The 17,852-nt window shown below is 59.1% G+C and carries 20 protein-coding genes; 14 read left to right on the top strand and 6 right to left on the bottom strand.

The genetic code is table 11. The features are described 5' to 3' along the window. Positions 1-48 precede the first annotated feature (48 nt). Both RAC79_RS11390 and RAC79_RS11385 read right to left on the bottom strand, forming a co-directional pair. Positions 49-675, bottom strand: coding sequence for a glutathione S-transferase family protein (locus RAC79_RS11390; RefSeq protein WP_065655929.1), 627 nt, complete (start codon positions 673-675; stop codon positions 49-51). Between the two features lie 317 nt (positions 676-992). Continuing rightward, positions 993-2,207, bottom strand: coding sequence for an NADP-dependent isocitrate dehydrogenase (locus tag RAC79_RS11385; RefSeq protein ID WP_035210117.1), 1,215 nt, complete (start codon positions 2,205-2,207; stop codon positions 993-995). A gap of 216 nt (positions 2,208-2,423) precedes the next feature. Between RAC79_RS11385 and RAC79_RS11380 the strand changes: the two genes are divergently transcribed. The 9 genes from RAC79_RS11380 to RAC79_RS11340 all read left to right on the top strand — a co-directional run bounded on the left by RAC79_RS11380 (position 2,424) and on the right by RAC79_RS11340 (position 9,311). Then, positions 2,424-2,957, top strand: a complete 534-nt coding sequence (locus tag RAC79_RS11380) for a hypothetical protein (RefSeq protein ID WP_173999952.1) — start codon at positions 2,424-2,426, stop codon at positions 2,955-2,957. A 138-nt stretch (positions 2,958-3,095) separates the two neighbouring features. Beyond that, positions 3,096-3,929: an RNA methyltransferase gene (locus RAC79_RS11375; RefSeq protein ID WP_078052767.1), complete on the top strand. Its 834-nt coding sequence runs from the start codon at positions 3,096-3,098 to the stop codon at positions 3,927-3,929. Continuing rightward, positions 3,913-4,734 (top strand): glutamate racemase, encoded by an 822-nt coding sequence (murI, locus tag RAC79_RS11370; RefSeq protein ID WP_174039366.1) that lies wholly within the window; start codon positions 3,913-3,915, stop codon positions 4,732-4,734. Before RAC79_RS11375 ends, murI begins: the two co-directional genes overlap by 17 nt. A gap of 378 nt (positions 4,735-5,112) precedes the next feature. After that, complete coding sequence (locus tag RAC79_RS11365; RefSeq protein ID WP_174039365.1) at positions 5,113-5,352, top strand: hypothetical protein; 240 nt, start codon at positions 5,113-5,115, stop codon at positions 5,350-5,352. A gap of 97 nt (positions 5,353-5,449) precedes the next feature. Beyond that, entirely contained in the window at positions 5,450-5,728 is a 279-nt protein-coding gene (locus tag RAC79_RS11360) for a type II toxin-antitoxin system RelE/ParE family toxin (protein ID WP_174039364.1), read from the top strand. 14 nt (positions 5,729-5,742) lie between these two features. Next, positions 5,743-6,030: a HigA family addiction module antitoxin gene (locus tag RAC79_RS11355; protein WP_020810458.1), complete on the top strand. Its 288-nt coding sequence runs from the start codon at positions 5,743-5,745 to the stop codon at positions 6,028-6,030. A 72-nt stretch (positions 6,031-6,102) separates the two neighbouring features. Continuing rightward, positions 6,103-6,741: a LysE family translocator gene (locus RAC79_RS11350; RefSeq protein ID WP_174039363.1), complete on the top strand. Its 639-nt coding sequence runs from the start codon at positions 6,103-6,105 to the stop codon at positions 6,739-6,741. A 37-nt stretch (positions 6,742-6,778) separates the two neighbouring features. Beyond that, positions 6,779-7,672 carry an EamA family transporter gene (locus RAC79_RS11345; protein WP_174039362.1) on the top strand — a complete coding sequence of 298 codons (894 nt, stop codon included), beginning with the start codon at positions 6,779-6,781 and terminating at the stop codon, positions 7,670-7,672. A 94-nt stretch (positions 7,673-7,766) separates the two neighbouring features. Then, positions 7,767-9,311: an ATP-binding protein gene (locus RAC79_RS11340; protein ID WP_236781145.1), complete on the top strand. Its 1,545-nt coding sequence runs from the start codon at positions 7,767-7,769 to the stop codon at positions 9,309-9,311. Between the two features lie 3 nt (positions 9,312-9,314). On the opposite strand, the gene RAC79_RS11335 is transcribed toward RAC79_RS11340, so the two are convergent. After that, positions 9,315-9,833, bottom strand: coding sequence for a hypothetical protein (locus tag RAC79_RS11335; RefSeq protein ID WP_078052772.1), 519 nt, complete (start codon positions 9,831-9,833; stop codon positions 9,315-9,317). Between the two features lie 284 nt (positions 9,834-10,117). Further along, positions 10,118-11,101, bottom strand: coding sequence for a TerC family protein (locus RAC79_RS11330; protein ID WP_374997001.1), 984 nt, complete (start codon positions 11,099-11,101; stop codon positions 10,118-10,120). Between the two features lie 451 nt (positions 11,102-11,552). Here RAC79_RS11330 and rpsD point away from each other — a divergent pair, with 451 nt between their 5' ends. The 5 genes from rpsD to RAC79_RS11305 all read left to right on the top strand — a co-directional run bounded on the left by rpsD (position 11,553) and on the right by RAC79_RS11305 (position 15,860). Then, positions 11,553-12,170: a 30S ribosomal protein S4 gene (gene rpsD / locus RAC79_RS11325; protein WP_003520423.1), complete on the top strand. Its 618-nt coding sequence runs from the start codon at positions 11,553-11,555 to the stop codon at positions 12,168-12,170. Between the two features lie 68 nt (positions 12,171-12,238). Beyond that, complete coding sequence (locus tag RAC79_RS11320) at positions 12,239-13,168, top strand: glutaminase (RefSeq protein WP_003520424.1); 930 nt, start codon at positions 12,239-12,241, stop codon at positions 13,166-13,168. A 61-nt stretch (positions 13,169-13,229) separates the two neighbouring features. Then, a complete protein-coding gene (ttcA, locus tag RAC79_RS11315; RefSeq protein WP_374997000.1) occupies positions 13,230-14,162 on the top strand; it encodes a tRNA 2-thiocytidine(32) synthetase TtcA in 933 nt (310 codons plus the stop codon). A 16-nt stretch (positions 14,163-14,178) separates the two neighbouring features. Next, entirely contained in the window at positions 14,179-15,006 is an 828-nt protein-coding gene (locus RAC79_RS11310) for an inositol monophosphatase family protein (RefSeq protein WP_078052774.1), read from the top strand. A 29-nt stretch (positions 15,007-15,035) separates the two neighbouring features. Next, positions 15,036-15,860, top strand: a complete 825-nt coding sequence (locus tag RAC79_RS11305) for an inositol monophosphatase family protein (RefSeq protein ID WP_078052775.1) — start codon at positions 15,036-15,038, stop codon at positions 15,858-15,860. Positions 15,861-16,093: 233 nt separating this feature from the next. Here RAC79_RS11305 and RAC79_RS11300 read toward each other — a convergent pair whose 3' ends face one another. Then, the gene (locus tag RAC79_RS11300; protein ID WP_065655211.1) at positions 16,094-17,302 is read right to left on the bottom strand and encodes a multidrug effflux MFS transporter; all 1,209 of its coding nucleotides are present in this window, start codon (positions 17,300-17,302) and stop codon (positions 16,094-16,096) included. Positions 17,303-17,439: 137 nt separating this feature from the next. Further along, on the bottom strand, positions 17,440-17,775 hold the full coding sequence (grxD, locus tag RAC79_RS11295) for a Grx4 family monothiol glutaredoxin (protein WP_003520429.1): 336 nt from the start codon (positions 17,773-17,775) through the stop codon (positions 17,440-17,442). Positions 17,776-17,852: the final 77 nt, after the last annotated feature.

Below are 17,852 nucleotides of genomic sequence, written 5' to 3'. Positions count from 1 at the left end.
GGTTCAAGCCCCCGGTGCACGGGCGGTTGGTGCAGGTCTTTCCGTCTTTCAGCCCGCCGCCTGCAAATCCTTTGCCGCTTCCTCATCTAGTTGTGCTGCCCGCTTGAAGGCCGGGCGGTCGGTGAGGTGGGCCATGTAATCGAGAAAGGCCGGGCGTTTTTCGATGGTGCCGAAATGCAGGCCCCAGCCGACATGGGCGCCGACATAGACATCCGCCGCCGTGAAGAGATCGCCGGCGATGAAGCGGTTTTCGCTGACGGCCCGCTCCAGTGTATTCATCACATCCGCATAGCTGCCGCAGCCGGCCATGCGCAGCTTCTCCTTGGGCACTTCGAAACCCATCGCCTTCATGCTCGCCGCCATTTCCAGCGGGCCTGCGGCGAAGAACATCCAGCGATAATAAAGCCCGCGCGCCTTGGGTGTGGGTGCAAGGTTCGCGCCGGGAAAGGCATCGGCGAGATAGGCGCAGATCGCTGCCGCCTCGGTAACGATGGTATCGCCGTGTTTGATGGCGGGCACCTTCGCCATCGGATTTATCAGCCGGTAGGCGGGCGATTTCATCGAGGTCTCGAAGCCCAGTATTTCCGTTCGGTAAGGAACGCCCACTTCCTCAAGCATCCATCGCGCGATGCGTCCGCGCGACATGGGGTTGGTGTAGAAGATCAATTCACTCATGCTTTTGCCTCCCCAAGCAAAATCGTTGAAGCATCATGGGAAAACCGATGCGGATTTCGCGCCTGCGCTTCGCATTTTTAAAGTTCGCAACATCCTTCGCGTGTTCCCTAAGATCGCGCCGATGCTCCGATGAACGTTTGACTGTGCCGGGCAAGTTATGTGCAAATAGATGCTGTTTAAGCTTTGTCTTATTGTTGTACTGGCCGCAGCACGCGGAATCGAAGTCTGCGCCTAGTACAACGGCTAATCAAGATACTGTGAACAAAAAAGAAAACCCGGCGCTGAGGCCGGGTTTTGAAGTCGCTGGGAAGGCTGGCTTAAGCCGCCATTGCCTTCTTGAGGTTTTCGTCGATCTTGTCGAGGAAGGCGGTGGTGGAGAGCCAGGGCTGGTCCGGTCCGATGAGGAGCGCCAGATCCTTGGTCATGTAGCCGCTTTCGACGGTGTCGACGCAGACGGTTTCGAGCGTTGCTGCGAACTTTGCCAGTTCCGCATTGTCGTCCAGCTTGGCGCGGTGAGCGAGGCCACGGGTCCAGGCGAAGATCGAAGCGATCGAGTTGGTCGAGGTTTCCTGACCCTTCTGGTGCTGGCGGTAGTGGCGCGTGACCGTGCCGTGTGCGGCTTCGGCTTCGACCGTGCGACCATCGGGAGACAGGAGAACGGAGGTCATCAGGCCGAGCGAGCCAAAGCCCTGAGCAACCGTGTCGGACTGCACGTCGCCGTCATAGTTCTTGCAGGCCCAGATGTAGCCGCCGGACCACTTCAGAGCGGAAGCGACCATGTCGTCGATCAGGCGGTGCTCATAGGTGATGCCGATTTCGTCGAACTGCTTCTTGAATTCGGTCTGGTAGACTTCTTCGAAGATATCCTTGAAGCGGCCGTCATAGGCCTTGAGGATGGTGTTCTTCGTGGAGAGGTAAACCGGCCACTTGCGCATCAGGCCATAGTTCATGGAGGCGCGGGCGAATTCGCGGATGGATTCGTCGAGGTTGTACATGGCAAGCGCCACGCCGGCGCTCGGGGCGTCGAAAACGTCCTTCTCGATGACCTGGCCGTCTTCACCCACGAACTTGATGGTCAGCTTGCCCTTGCCGGGGAACTTGAAATCGGTTGCCTTGTACTGGTCGCCGAAAGCGTGACGGCCGACGACGATCGGCTTGGTCCAGCCGGGAACGAGGCGCGGAACGTTCTTGCAGATGATCGGCTCGCGGAAGATGACGCCGCCCAGAATGTTGCGGATCGTGCCGTTCGGGCTCTTCCACATCTGCTTCAGGCCGAATTCCTCGACGCGCTGCTCATCTGGGGTGATGGTCGCGCACTTGATGCCGACGCCATGCTTCTTGATGGCGTGCGCTGCATCGACCGTGACCTGGTCGTTGGTGGCGTCGCGGTTTTCAACCGAGAGGTCGTAATATTCGATGTCGAGATCGAGGTATGGCAGGATCAGCTTGTCCTTGATGAGCTGCCAGATGATACGGGTCATTTCGTCGCCGTCGAGATCGACGACCGGATTGGCTACCTTGATCTTTGCCATGAATTCCTCACCTTCGAAGCTGTGGCGCCAGATGGCGCCGGTATCCGGAAAAAATATCCGGTGCGGCTATAGCATCGCGCGCGCCTGAGGCAAAGCCATGGGGGGCGCTTTTTTGGCGCAGCGCAATAACGCTTTGCGCATTGCCAAACCACAATGCCGGAATACAGTCAGGCGAATCGCTTCGCCCGCCTGTCGGGCCTATCCCGGGATCACATCATGCGGAATATTCTGCTTCTAACTGCCGCCGTCCTCTTTTCGCATAGCGCGCTCGCCGCCGGGCCTGCCGATCCCGTTCAGAAGGTGATGGATATCACCGTCAAGAACTGGTCGGGCGAGGCGGAAAACTGGAAATACGTTTTCGACGAGGACATGCTGACCAGCCTCTTCAGCAAGGATTTCGTCGCGCAATATCGCGAAGCCTCCAAGAAGCCGGCTTACGAGGCCGAAAGCGGCGAGACCGGCGATCCCTTTGGTTACGATGTCGTGACGAACTCGCAGGATGGCTGCCCGCTGGCCGATGTTTCCGTGACGCCGGGCGCGGTGAAGGACGGCGTGACGGACGTGACCGCAAAGTTCAAGCTCTGGGCCTGCATGGATGAGGCGGAGATGAAGGCGACGGTTGACGAAGTGCATTTCGATGTCATCGAGGAAGACGGCCGCCCGGTCATCAGTGATATTCATCGGGTTGGCGATGAGGGCAGGGATTCGCTGCGCGAAGAAATGACGAATATCATCAAGGGGGAGCAATAAGGGGCGTCTTGCCAGCGGGGTGGAGCCAGGCTTTCTCCGCGCCGGCTTTGATTTTGGCGCCGATCTGTGCCAGTGAAGCGCGCTTTAGCGCGTCGGGCTGAAAATCGATGCGACGCTTCAACACACGGACAAAAGACGATGGCAGGCACAAACAGCGATCTCGAACTTGTGGCGGAAGGCCCGGCGATCATTCTCGTCGAACCGCAGCTCGGCGAAAATATCGGCATGGTGGCGCGGGCCATGGCCAATTTCGGCCTGGCCGAATTGCGTCTGGTCAATCCGCGTGACGGCTGGCCGAGCGAGAAGGCGCGCGCCGCAGCCTCCAAGGCCGATCACGTCATTGACGCCACGAAGGTATTCGAGACGCTGGAAGAAGCGATCAAGGACCTGAACTTCGTTTATGCAACGACCGCGCGCGAGCGCTACGGTTTCAAGCCGGTGCGTGCGCCCGTCACCGCCGCCGATACGCTCAGGGCAAAATTCAAGGCTGGCGAAAAGACCGGTATCCTCTTCGGCCGCGAGCGCTGGGGGCTGACCAATGAGGAAGTGGCGCTGGCCGACGAGATCGTGACATTTCCGGTCAATCCCGCTTTTGCCTCGCTCAATATCGCGCAGGCCGTGCTTTTGATGTCCTATGAATGGATGAAATCCGGCATGGACGATCTGGGAGAGACGCTTTTTCAGTCCGTCGAGCAGCGTCCTTCGACCAAGGAACAGGTTTTTGGCCTGTTCGAACATATCGAGGAAGCGCTGGATGCGCGGGGTTATTTTCATCCCGCTGAAAAAAAGCCGAAAATGGTCGACAATCTGCGCGCCGTGCTGTCGCGACGCGGTTTTTCCGAGCAGGAAATCAGTGTTTTCCGTGGCGTGATCAATTCGCTCGACCGCTTTCCACGGCAGTGGCCGAAGCAGGCGGGAAGGGCAGCGGGGCCGTCGGTTGAGGGAGCAGGGGAGAATGCTGAAGACGAGTGAGGCGGCGGCCGATGTGCTGAAACCGGTGCTGGTGTTCGATTCCGGCATTGGCGGGCTGACCGTGCTGCGCGAGGCGCGGGTGCTGATGCCCGAGCGCGGCTTCATCTATGTGGCCGACGATGCGGGTTTTCCCTATGGCGGCTGGGAGGAGGAAGCGCTGAAGGCGCGCATTCTTTCGCTCTTTGACAAGCTGCTGGACGACTATAGCCCGGAAGTCTGCATCATCGCCTGCAACACCGCCTTCACGCTCGCTGGCGCGGATCTTCGCGCCCGCTTTCCGCAGATGACCTTCGTTGGCACTGTGCCCGCCATCAAGCCGGCAGCGGAGCGCACCCGCTCGGGCCTCGTTTCCGTGCTGGCGACACCGGGCACCGTCAAGCGCGCCTATACGCGCGATCTCATTCAGTCCTTCGCCAGCCAATGTCATGTCCGCCTCGTCGGCTCTGAAAACCTGGCGCGCATGGCAGAAAGCTGGATCAGGGGCGAGCCGGTTTCGGATGAGGCGGTGCTTGCCGAAATCGAACCCTGCTTCATCGACAGCGAGGGAAAACGCACGGATATCGTCGTTCTTGCCTGCACCCATTACCCCTTCATGGCCAATCTGTTTCGCAGGCTGGCGCCATGGCCGGTGGATTGGCTTGACCCCGCCGAGGCGATTGCGCGGCGCGCGCGCCACCTTGTGCCGCTGCCGCAGGATGCCGAGCATCCGGATGGTTTCGATTTTGCCGTTTTCACCTCCGGCAAGCCGGATTTCGCCACCCGGCGGCTGATGCAGGGTTTCGGTCTCAGCGTTTCGGTGGCCTGAGCGCCTGTTGCATTTTTGCATCTGTTTTATCCGTCTTTTGCAATTCGAGATTGCGACCACTTGTCGCGCCGGGTTTCTTGTGTAAGATGCACCTTGTCTGTAACCGCTATAAATGGAGGCGTGGAATGACCAATGACATCAATATGCGCCTTAACGGCATGTCAGGCCTTTCCGGCATGTTTATCGGCGGTTATGTGATGCGAGGCATCTCCCTCCGATAAGGCTTATGGCCTAATTTCCCTGCCGTTTGGCATTTTCACTTCGTCCGACATGTGACTTGCGCGTTTGCGTGGCATGAGTGCTGCGCGCACCGTTTCGGCATGTCGTTTTCCATCGATAAAGGACCTGGCCGCTTTGCCGCGCCGGGATGGATTTCCCATGCAGAAAAATCAACCATTGGTAGCATATGCGCTGCCGGATGCGGTCGATCGCTTGTTCGTCACATTCGGTGTCTGGAAAACCCTGAAGGCGGTTCTCATCGCCGCACTGGTGCCGCGTGCACCGCCGACTGATCCTGCCGACCTGCCAGAGCGCCTTCTGGTCGATATCGGCCTTGACCCCTCCCGGGTGAAGCGGCGGCGGGATTGGGAGGTTCCTTACTGGGCGCCCCGGTTTTGATTGGCAAAGGCCTCTCCGGCAAAGAAATGTCGGGGAGGCCGCCGCATCTCTGCCGTTACGTATTGTATAGCGATGCGATACAGGGTACGCTGTTCTTATGATCGTCAGTTTCCGACACAAAGGACTGGAAGCTTTTTATCGTTCCGGGATGACGAAGGGTATTCAGCCTGCGCATGCCGCCAAGCTTGGTCGAATACTAACCTTGCTTGAGGTTGCGGCAGGCGTTCCCGATCTTAATCTTCCTGGTCTTAAACTTCATCCGTTAAAGGGTGACATGAGGGGCCACTGGTCCATATGGGTGAATGGAAACTGGCGTGTGACGTTTCGATTTCTGGATAGCGACGTCGAACTTGTCGACTATCAGGACTATGACTGAAGGGAATTGTTCCAATGATGAAATTTCCTGTTCATCCCGGTGAGTTGTTACGGGAAGAGGTTATTGCCGCACTTCAGCTTTCCGTAACAGACGCTGCTGAAAGGCTTGGAATGTCGCGCGTAGCGCTTTCGCGGGTCTTGAACGGACGGGCAGGGGTCAGCCCAGACCTTGCCTTACGGTTGGAGCGGGCAGGGGTCAGCACCGCGCGGGCATGGCTTGCCATGCAGTCGAATTACGATCTTGCACAGGCGATGAAACGTGAGCAGCCGCCCGTTCGTCCGTTGGATGACAGGGCGGCATAATCTTCGAAGATTTGGCTTGATACCTTCTGGTTTTGGTGGCTTGCTCCCAAAGATCAGATAGGGAGATTCCTCATGCCGCTGGAAAACTGGCTGGCCTTCGTGGCCGCATCCGCCATCATGCTTGCCATTCCGGGACCGACGATCCTGCTGGTGATTTCTTATGCGCTGGGCCATGGCCGCAAGGCCAGCACGGCGACGGTGACGGGCGTGGCGCTTGGTGATTTCACCGCAATGACGGCTTCCATGCTGGGGCTCGGCGCGCTGCTTGCCACATCGGCGGCGCTTTTCACCGGGCTTAAATGGATCGGTGCGGCTTACCTCATCTATCTCGGCATCAAGCTGTGGCGTTCGCCGGTCAGCGGCGAGGGGGCGGAAGGGACGGGCGTGACCGGCCGTGAAAGACCGCTCAAAATCTTCCTGCATGCCTATATCGTGACCGCGCTGAACCCGAAGAGCATCGTGTTCTTCGTGGCCTTCCTGCCGCAGTTTCTGGTGCCGACGCTGCCTTTCTGGCCGCAGGTGCTGATTTTCGAAGTCACATTCCTGGTGCTTGCCACTGTCAATGCGGCGCTTTATGGACTTCTGGCAAGTGCCGCCCGCAATACGATCCGCAAGCCGAAGGTTCAGCGCATCGTCAACCGCACGGGCGGCGGTCTCCTGATCGGCGCCGGCCTCATTTCCTTCGGCTGGAAGAGGGCGGTCGCGCCGTAAGGCAGCTCTCGATCGCCTGAAATTCGGACATAACAAAATGGCATTGCCGCATATATTTCTTGCCCTGATTACCGTGTTTTTGTGGGGCTTCAACTTCGTCGTCATCAAGGTGGGCGTCGCCGATATGCCGCCCCTGTTTCTGACGGGTGTGCGTTATCTCTTTGCGGCGGTGCCCCTGGTGTTCTTCCTGCCGAAACCCAATGTGCCTTGGAGACACATGATCGTTTACGGCATGGCCATGGGCTTCGTGCAGTTCGGCCTGCTTTATCCCGCCATCAAGCTCGGGCTACCGGCGGGGCTCGCTTCGCTCGTCATGCAGTCGCAGGCCTTCTTCACGCTGGCGCTTGCCGTGGTGTTCCTCGGTGAACGGCCATTGCCGTCGCAGGTCTTCGGCGCGATCATCGCTTTTGGCGGGCTGGCGGTCATCGGTGTGGAGCGGATGACGGCGGCGGCGCTGGTACCGTTGCTCATGGGCGTCGGCTCCGCGATTGCCTGGGCCTGTGGCAACATCGTCAATCGCCGTATCGGTCAGGTCAATGCCGTCTCTTTCGTTGCCTGGACCAGTCTTGTGCCTGTTCTGCCATTGATCCTGCTGTCGCTCGTGGTGGAAGGGCCGGAAGCGATTGCCGAAGGGGTGGCCAATGCGACCCCGACCATGGCTTTTGTGGTTATCTACATGGCCTATGGCGCGACGATCGTGGGTGCTGGGATATGGAGTTACCTGCTTCTGCGCTATCCGGCTGGAACGGTGGCGCCATTTTCGCTGCTGGTGCCAATTGTCGGGTTTATCAGCGCCTACCTCGCTTTTGCCGAACATATTACCGTTTTCGAAGTGGCCGGCGCAGCACTGGTCATTCTGGGGCTCGCCCTCAATGTCTTTGGCCGGCGCATCGGCGCTTCACGCTTTTGGGTGAGGTCCGCGCAGGGCTAAGAGCGAATTGCCTGTGCATTATCGGCACGGGTGAGACGCAACAGACAATTTTTTGCTAAAGACCATGTTCGGCCGTCCCTTTAGGGAATCGGTCATGATATGCAGCACAGGGAATGGAACATTGCAGGTCGGTATCGACATGGGAACCCTAGCGGGCGGGCAGCAGGCCAAGCTCGATATCGAGGAATTGCTCGCGACGCGTTTGCTGGTGCAGGGCAATTCCGGTTCCGGCAAGTCGCATCTGCTTCGCCGGCTGCTCGAGCAATCGGCGCAATGGGTGCAGCAGGTCATCATCGATCCCGAAGGTGATTTCGTCACGCTTTCCGACAAGTTCGGTCATGTGGTGGTGGATGGCGAGCGCACCGAAGCGGAGCTTGCCGGCATAGCCAACCGCATTCGCCAGCACCGCGTTTCCTGCGTGCTGACGCTGGAAGGCCTCGATATTGAACAGCAGATGCGGGCCGCCGCCGCCTTCCTCAACGGCATGTTCGATGCGGATCGTGAATTCTGGTATCCGGTGCTTGTCGTGGTGGATGAGGCGCAGATGTTTGCGCCCTCCGTTGCTGGTGAAGTCACGGAAGATGCCCGCAAGGCCTCGCTGGGCGCCATGACCAATCTGATGTGCCGTGGGCGTAAGCGCGGGCTTGCCGGCGTCATCGCCACGCAGCGTCTTGCGAAGCTTGCCAAGAATGTCGCGGCGGAAGCCTCCAACTTCCTGATGGGCCGCACCTTCCTCGATATCGACATGGCGCGCGCGGCCGATCTGCTCGGCATGGACCGGCGGCAGGCGGAAATGTTCCGCGATCTGCAGCGCGGCAATTTCGTGGCGCTTGGCCCGGCGCTGTCGCGTCGGCCGCTGCCCATCGTCATCGGCCCGGTGGAAACCTCGGCGCGTTCCTCCTCGCCAAAGCTGATGCCGCTGCCGGATGCGCCGCAGGATGTGGAAGACCTGATTTTTACGCCCGATCCGGAAGAGTTTACGCGCGCCGCGGTGCGCCGCACGCCGCCTGCACCGCGTCCGACCAACGACATTCTCGCCGAGCTTTCCCGCTCCACGCCCGCGGCCGTTGGTCCTTCGCCCGAGCCGTCGCTCCGGGCTGGGCAGCCAGAGATGACACCGGAGGAGCGCGAGGAGAAGATCGCCGCGGTGCTTGTCGAAATTCTTGACGATCCGCAATCGGCCTATCGCACCGATGCCGTACTCTATCAGGATTTTCTGGTGCGCGCCCGTATGCGCCGCATTCCCGGAACGCCGATGACGCTGGCGGAATTCCGCCGGCAGGTGGCGATTGCCCGCTCCGGCGTGGATGCGGCGATGGCGGCCAGCGAAGGCTGGCAAAAGGCGCTGGAATTGTCGACGTCGGTTTCCGACGACCTGCAGGGCGTTTTCCTGCTGCTGGTCAAGGCCGCTCTCCGCGAGGAGCCTTGTCCTTCGGATGCTCGCATCGCCCGGGCTTACGGCACCCATTCCGCCCGCCGCGCGCGGCGGCTGCTCGGTTATTTCGAGGAGAAGGAGCTTGTGGTGGTGCATGCCGATTTCTCCGGCAAGCGCATCGTGGCTTTCCCCGATCTCGATGCAAAAACCGCACCCGGCGATGCGGATGCGGCTGAGGATGATGCCAGACTGGCGGCGGAGTAATCGCTATTCCGCCAAAATCCGCACGGCGAAGCGGATCGTCGTGTATAGACCGACGAGGCTTAAAGCCAGCACGCAAACAATAGCGGCTATGACAAGTGCCGAGGCCAATCGGTGCGGCCGTTGATAGGGGCGGGTGCTGACATCCGTTTTTACGGGAGCGACCCGGGAGAGCTGCGCCGCTGTCCATCCGCTGCGTTCGAATTCCGGCGAGGCGATAAATTCCGCCAGATGCCGTTGCCGTCTTATGGAAGAGGGCAATTGCGCCAGAAAGCGCTGCGGTTCACGCCGGTTGTTTCTCGACAGGAATATATCGATCGCTTCCCTGAAACGTTCTTCGCGCGCGCCGGAGCAGAACAACATGCGCCCCGCTTCCACGAGGTCGTTCATCTCGAGCAGCACTTCGCCGTATTTTTGAAAGAGCACCAGATCGACTTCAGGATGGCTGAGCCTGCCTTGAAGGATTTCCTTCGCTCGCCAGAGTTTCTGTTCGGAAATGGCTTGGTCAACGGGTTCAAAGGTCATTTTAAAGCAATGAATTGAGAGTTTTTAATATTGTGAAAATAGATTTTGGTATTGGTCGTAATAATGCAGATTATAGGTTTCAGCATCAAAAAAGAAAGAGGAGGCGTCTTCGCCTCCTCAATTTACTGACAAACCTACTCACTCTCGACGTCATCCTTGGGCTTGTCCCTTAATAAAATCGAGACGTTGCAGGTGCTCGGGACAGGCCCGAGCATAACGGAAGAGAGCTTTCAGGACTTTGTCAGTGGTGCGAGGAGGCGTTTCCGCCTCCTCGTCGCATATTCTTACTCGATGGCCTTCGCTTCTTTCCGCGTCGCAATCAGCGAACCGATGATGCCGGTTGCAAGGATGGCGACGGTGACGCCGAGAGAGACGGCGGGCGGGATCTTGGCGATGCCCAGCATGTCGGCCACGAAAATCTTCGAACCGACGAAGACCAGAACCGCAGCCAATGCATATTTGAGATAAGCGAAGCGGTGGATCAGGGCGGCAAGCGCAAAATAGAGGGCGCGTAGGCCGAGGATCGCGAAAATGTTCGAGGTGTAGACGATGAAGGGATCGGTGGTGATCGCGAAGATCGCCGGGATCGAATCGACCGCGAAGATCAGGTCGGCGATTTCGACCATGATGAGCGCCAGGAAGAGCGGCGTCACGAAGGTCTTGAGTTTGCCGGTGGTCTCATCGGTTTCCTTGACGAAGAATTTCTCGCCATGCAGCCTGTTTGTCACCGGAAGGTGACTGCGCACGAACTTCAGGATGCGGTTATTGCCGATATCGGACTCGTCATGGTCGGACGAGAACAGCATCTTGAGGCCGGTGAAGACGAGGAAGGCCGCGAAGAGATAAAGCACCCAGTGGAAGTTTTCGACGATGGCCGCGCCGCCCGCGATCATGATGCCACGCAGGACGATGACGCCGAGGATGCCCCAGAGCAGCACGCGGTGCTGATATTGGCGGGGAATGGCGAAATAGGAGAAAATCATGGCGATGATGAAGATATTGTCCATCGCCAGGCTTTTTTCGACCACGAAGCCGGTGACATATTCCATCGCCGACTGTTCGCCGGACTGATACCAGATCCAGCCGCCGAAGGCCAAGCCGATGACAATATAGAAGCCCGACATCAGCAGGCTTTCACGAACGCCAATTTCCTTGGAGTTTTTATGCAGCACGCCTAGATCGAGCGCGAGAAGGCCAAGGACGAGGGAAATGAAGACCGCCCACATCCATGTGGGGGTGCCGAGAAAATCCGATAGAAGAAAGTCCATCAGTCAACCTTTAGCCGGACGAGGTTGGCTTTACGGATGGGGGGACGTGAAACAGACATATACGTGGCCCCAACCTTAACAAACTCGACATCACGTGTTGTCCGGTAACACGCCAGAGGGGCCCGAGTTCTGATCACGATGGAGAGATGGGTGGGCACTTTCGCTTTTCAAGAGGAGACTTCAGAAAAAAGCGAAAGGCCTTGTTTGACAAATTCGTGAAAGCTCTGTAGAAGCCGCCCCAACGCCGGGCAGTGATGTCCGGTGTGTTTTGTTGACTGCCCTGCAGTTTAAGAACTGACGTTCGGCGGTCAATATCACCGACATGTCCCGTGGTTTCTCCATTTGCATGTGAGAAGCCTGTCAGAGGCCCTGAAACGGGCTTCAGAGGAGGGCGTGTTTCCTTGAACCGGTCTGGCAACAGGCCGGCATAACCTTTTGAGAAGGAAATACGATGAGCAAGCGCGAATCGGCTAAGTATAAAATTGACCGCCGCATGGGCGAAAACATCTGGGGCCGTCCGAAGTCCCCGGTTAACCGCCGCGAATACGGCCCGGGCCAGCACGGCCAGCGCCGCAAGGGCAAGATGAGCGACTTCGGCACGCAGCTGCGCGCCAAGCAGAAGCTCAAGGGCTACTACGGCGAACTGCGCGAAAAGCAGTTCCGCGCCACCTTCGACGAAGCAAACCGTCGTAAGGGTGACACTTCCGAAAACCTCATCGGCCTGCTCGAGTCGCGTCTGGACGCCATCGTCTACCGCGCCAAGTTCGTTCCTACCGTTTTCGCATCGCGCCAGTTCATCAACCATGGCCACGTCACGGTTAACGGCGTTCGCGTCAACATCGGTTCTTACCGCTGCAAGCCGGGCGACGTCATCGAAGTTCGCCAGAAGTCCAAGCAGCTCGTAACCGTTCTGGAAGCCGTTCAGCTCGCTGAGCGTGACGTTCCGGACTACATCGAAGTTGACCACAACAAGATGGTTGCGACCTACGCCCGCGTTCCGGCTCTCTCCGACGTTCCGTACCCGGTCGTCATGGAACCGCATCTGGTCGTCGAATTCTACTCGCGTTAATCGACGCGTTTCAGTATTCAGGAAGCCGCCCTTCGGGGCGGCTTTTTTGTTTGCGGGGAAGGCTTTGCATGCAGGACATTCAGGCGATCGTCGATTCCATTTACGACAGCATGGCGCCGCGGCTCGGGGAGGGGAAGGTTGCGGATTACATTCCCGAACTTGCCAAGGTCGATCCCAACCAGTTCGGCATCGCCATCACCACTGTCGATGGAACCACCTACACGGCCGGCAATGCGCTGACGCCGTTTTCGATCCAGAGCATCTCCAAGGTCTTCATGCTGACGCTGGCGCTCGGCAAGGCGGGGGAAACGGTGTGGAACCGGGTAGGGCGCGAGCCTTCGGGCTCCTCCTTCAACTCCATCGTCCAGCTGGAGCATGAGCACGGCATCCCACGCAATCCCTTCGTGAACGCCGGCGCGATCGTGGTCACGGATATCGTGCTTGCTGGCCACCAGCCCCGCGAGGCAATCGGTGAGCTTCTGCGTTTCGTGCGTTACCTCGCGGACGATGACACGATCAGCATCGACGATACGGTGGCGAAATCCGAGCAGGCGACGGGGTTCCGGAATTTCGCGCTCGCCAATTTCATGCGCTCCTTCGGCAATCTGCACCATCCCGTCGAATATACGCTCGGTGTTTATTTCCACCAGTGCGCGCTTTCCATGACCTGCGCTCAGCTTTCCCGTGCCGGGCTTTTCCTTGCCAATCGCGGCCGCAATCCGCTGACGGGCCACACGGTCGTCTCGGATCGGCGTGCGCGGCGCATCAATGCGCTGATGTTGACCTGCGGTCATTATGACGGATCGGGTGATTTCGCCTATCATGTCGGCCTGCCGGGCAAGAGCGGTGTGGGCGGCGGCATCATGGCGGTGGCGCCAGGCAACGCGTCGATTGCGGTCTGGTCGCCGGGTCTCAACAAGGTCGGCAACTCGGCGCTCGGGTCACAGGCGCTGGAAATGCTGGCGACGAAAACAGGCTGGTCGGTATTCGGGGCTTGATATTGCCGGCGGATGGGGGCATTGCCTGCATTAAGAACGGCAGTCGTGCCGGAGCGAGCTGATGATGAACATTCTCACTGACTTTGTAGATCAGGCCGGGTCCGACCGGATCGGGGCGGATCAGGACGCGTCCGAAGAAAACGGCAGCTTGCATCCCCTGTTCGACAACGCGCCGCGGTCGGTTTCCTTCAACAAGCTGCGCAAGCGGCTGTTGCGCAACGTTCGCCAGGCCTTTGAAGATTTCGGCATGCTGAACGGCCAGAAGCGCTGGCTGGTCGGCCTTTCCGGCGGCAAGGACAGCTATGGGCTGCTGGCGCTGCTGCTCGATCTCAAATGGCGTGGCCTTTTGCCGGTGGAACTGGTGGCCTGCAATCTGGATCAAGGCCAGCCGAATTTTCCCAAACACGTGTTGCCGGAGTATCTGGCGAAGATCGGTGTGCCCCATCGCATCGAATATCGCGACACCTATTCCGTGGTGAAGGAAAAGGTGCCTTCGGGCGGCACCTACTGTTCGCTCTGTTCGCGGCTCCGGCGCGGCAATCTCTACCGCATCGCGCGGGAAGAGGGCTGTGACGCACTGCTGCTCGGCCATCACCGCGAGGATATTCTTGAGACCTTCTTCATGAACTTCTTCCACGGCGGCCGGCTGGCTGGCATGCCGGCGAAGCTTTTGAATGACGAGGGCGACCTGATGGTCATGCGCCCGCTTGCCTATTGCGCCGAGGAGGATATGGCGAAATTCGCGGCGGCGATGGAATTCCCGATCATTCCCTGCGACCTCTGCGGCTCGCAGGACGGGCTTCAGCGCAATGCCATGAAGGAGATGCTGGCCGACATCGAACGGCGTATGCCCGGCCGCAAGGACGTGATGCTGAGGGCGCTTGCCCATGTCAATCCGTCGCATCTGCTCGATCCCAAGCTTTTTGATTTTTCGGCGCTTTCTGTCACCGGGGCGTCACCTGAAGAGCGTAGGGAGGCCAACTCCCCCTTATGAAGAAGTGCCCCGCCCGATGAGCCTTTCCGACAAAGATATCGACTTCCTCGTTTCCACCGTCGCCGCTGCCGGCGCGAATGAAATTCTTCCCCGCTTTCGAAACCTGAGCGCCGGTGCGATCTCCGAGAAGACCTCCGCCGTCGATCTCGTCACCGAGGCCGATGTTCTGGCGGAAAAGGCGATCACCGCTGCTCTCCTGCAGCGATTTCCGAAGGCCCACATCGTCGGCGAAGAGGCCTATGAGGCGGACCAATCCGTCATTCCCGCACTTGCCGATGCGCCGCTTGCCTTCGTGATCGACCCCATCGACGGCACGTTCAATTACGCTTCCGGTTTTCCCGCTTTCGGCACGCTGCTTGCGGTCACCGTCAAGGGCGAGACGGTGGCGGGTATCATCCACGATCCGGTGATGGGCGATACAATCGTCGCTTTGAAAGGCGAGGGCGCGTTTCTCAACCGCAGGAACGGTTCGCAGGCGAAGCTCAGGGTAGCCGATCCCGCGCCATTGTCCGACATGGTCGGCATCTTTTCCTGGGGCCACAGCCATCAGGATCGCCGGCCGGTGATTGCGGCCAATATGGCCAAGATCAAGATGGCGCTGTCGCTCAACTGCTCGGCGCATGAATATTGGCTCGCCTCGGCCGGCAAGCTGCATTTCATCGGCCATGAAAAGCTGATGCCGTGGGATCATCTCGCCGGCGTGCTCATTCATCAGGAGGCGGGCGGTTACACGGCCCGTTTCGACAATACGCCCTATCGGCCGGGGCAAACGGAGGGCGGCATTCTGTCTGCTCCCGATAAGGAAAGCTGGAAGATGCTGCGACGGGAAATCGTCGCCTTATAACATCGCGCTCAAATAGAAGGATATCGCCCATGGCTCTCGAACTCGACATCGCCTCTCTTGCCAATGCGCTTCAGGAGGCGGCGGCAGTAGAAATTCTGCCGCGGTTCCGTAATCTGGGCGAAGGCGATGTGCGGATGAAGACCGAGGCGATAGACCTCGTCACCGAAGCCGACGAGGCCGCCGAACGGCTGATCCGTGCGCGTGTGCAGGACATCATGCCGGATGCACTGTTCATCGGCGAAGAGGCGGTGGCGGCGGATGCCTCGCTGCTGGGCAAGCTTGCCGATGCCGATCTTGCCGTGGTGGTCGATCCTATCGACGGCACCTATAATTTCGCTTCCGGCCTGCCGCTTTTCGGCGTGATGATGAGCGTCATCTCCAAGGGTGAGACCGTTGCCGGCCTTATCTTCGATCCGATGGGCAATGATTGGGCGATTGCCGAAAAGGGTTCCGGCGCGTGGCTTTGCAGCGCCGACGGTTCGCAGACGCAGATGTCGGTCGTGCCGGCCCCGGAATTGTCGCAGATGGTCGGCATCGCCAATACCGGCTATTTCGATGTGGAGACACGGCGCAAGATCCTGACGAACCTCGCCGATGTGCGGCTCTTCACCAGCTATCGCTGCGCGGCGCATGAATACCGCCTGTTCTGCGGCGGCCACATGCATTTCCTGATGTATAACAAGCTGATGCCCTGGGACCATCTGGCCGGCACGCTGCTGTCGCAGGAGGCGGGCGCTTACGCGGCACGCCTCGACGGCTCGCCCTATCTGCCGAGCCATGTGGATGGCGGGCTGCTGCTCGCGCCGGATCAGGAGACGTGGGAACTGCTGCGGGAGAAGATTTTTACGGTTTGAGGTGCGCTCACGCGAATTTCAGCTTCTTGCCTTCACAAGCCTGTCTGCCACGTCCTCAAATCTCTCCTTCGTCATGCTCGGGCCTGTCCCGAGCATCTGCAACATCCCGATTTTGTTGACGTGATTAGATCCTTGGGACAAGCCCAAGGATGACGTTGAGTGTGAAAGCAGACTTGTCATAACATTAAGGGCGCGGAACAGAATTCCGCGCCCTTTCATTTTTCTATCGCCCCTCAGCGGGTCGGCTTGTTATGCGCCTGAAACAGCACGCCCTTTTCACCGATCAGCACGAAGATGAGGCCGACGATGGAGACGGCGAAGAAGCCCGCCACCATGGGCAGCGCCGTGCCGTCGAAAGACTGGCCGATGGCCGCGCCGATCAGCGAGCCGCCGACGGTCCCCATGAAGCCCATGACGGACGATGCGGTGCCGGCGACGTGGCCGAGCGGTTCCATCGCCAGCGAGTTGAAGTTCGAGCCGATCCAGCCGAACTGGAACATGGCGAGCGCAAAGAACACGATGAAGATGGCAAAGGGCATCGGTTCCGGCCCCAGCACCTGCACCAGCAGCCAGACGAAGGTGATGGCGATGAAGCCGAGCAGCGAGCCGTGCGACAGCTTGCGCATGCCGAACCGGCCGACCAGCCTTGCATTGACGAAGGACGAGAAGGCCATGAACAGCGCCACGCCCGCAAAGGCCGCCGCAAACCATGCGCCGAGCCCGTAAATGCCCTTATAGACCTGTTCGACCGAGTTGATGAAGCCGAACAGCGCCCCGAAGATGAAGGTGCTGGAGAGCGTATAACAGAGCGCGATACGGTTGGTGAGCACGATCTTGAAACCGCCGAGGATGGAGCTTGCGGTCAGGGGGCGGATATCGTCCGGATGCAGGGTTTCCGGCAGGCGAAAATACATCCAGGCCGTCACCACGGCGGCAATGGCCGCCATGAAAGCGAAGATCAGGTGCCAGTCACCGAAAAACAGCACGATCTGGCCGGTGCCGGGCGCAATGACCGGCACGACCATGAAGACCATCATGATCAGCGACATGACTTCCGCCATCTGCCGTCCGCCATAGATATCACGCACGATGGAGACCGTGATGACACGCGTGGCCGCCGAACCGATGCCCTGAATGAAACGCAGCATCAGAAGCCCGGAGAAGGACGGTACGAAGACCACGGCTATGGCTGAAACGATGTAGATGGCGAGCCCGACGAACATCGGCTTGCGGCGTCCGAAACGGTCCGAAATCGGTCCGTACAGAAGCTGGGCGATGCCGAAGCCGAGAAGATAGGCGGAAATCACATATTGGCGGTGGTTTTCGTTTTCGACGCCGAGCGAGGCGCCGATTTCCTGAAGACCGGGCAGCATGATGTCGATGGCAAGCGCGTTCAGCGCCATCAGCATCGCGGCAAGCGCGATGAATTCCGTGCGCCCCATCGAGCCTGCGCGCGAAGCGGTGGATTGTGAAAGATTTGTCACAGGATTGCCCCAAAAAGAACGGCAAAGGCGTTGCATGAAGCAACGCCTGGCATAAATTTCTGACAATCAGGGTGGGCCGGATGAACCGGCCGAAATCAGGCCGCGCCGCGGACGCTGATACCCTGTTCTTGGAAGTGGTTTTGAAGTTCGCCGGACTGGAACATCTCTCTTACGATGTCACAGCCGCCGACGAATTCGCCCTTGACGTAGAGCTGCGGGATGGTCGGCCAGTTGGAGTAGTCCTTGATGCCCTGACGGATATCTGCATCGGCAAGCACGTTGATGCCCTTGTAGTCGACGCCGAGATAATCGAGGATCTGTACCACCTGGCCGGAAAAACCGCACTGCGGAAATTGCGGAGTGCCCTTCATGAAAAGAACGATGTCGTTGCTCTTCACTTCGCTGTCGATCATGTCGTGAATGCCGCTCATAGGCTTATTCCTTTCACATGCGGTTCAAGGCCGCTGCTTTCTGTTAGCCTCTAAATAACATGTCGCGGCGCGATTTC

This window comes from Agrobacterium sp. LR_9, from assembly GCF_041954855.1.
Taxonomy (GTDB): Bacteria; Pseudomonadota; Alphaproteobacteria; order Rhizobiales; family Rhizobiaceae; genus Agrobacterium; species Agrobacterium leguminum.
Note: the sequence above shows the minus strand (reverse complement) of the source record. Positions and strands in the feature narration are given on the sequence as shown.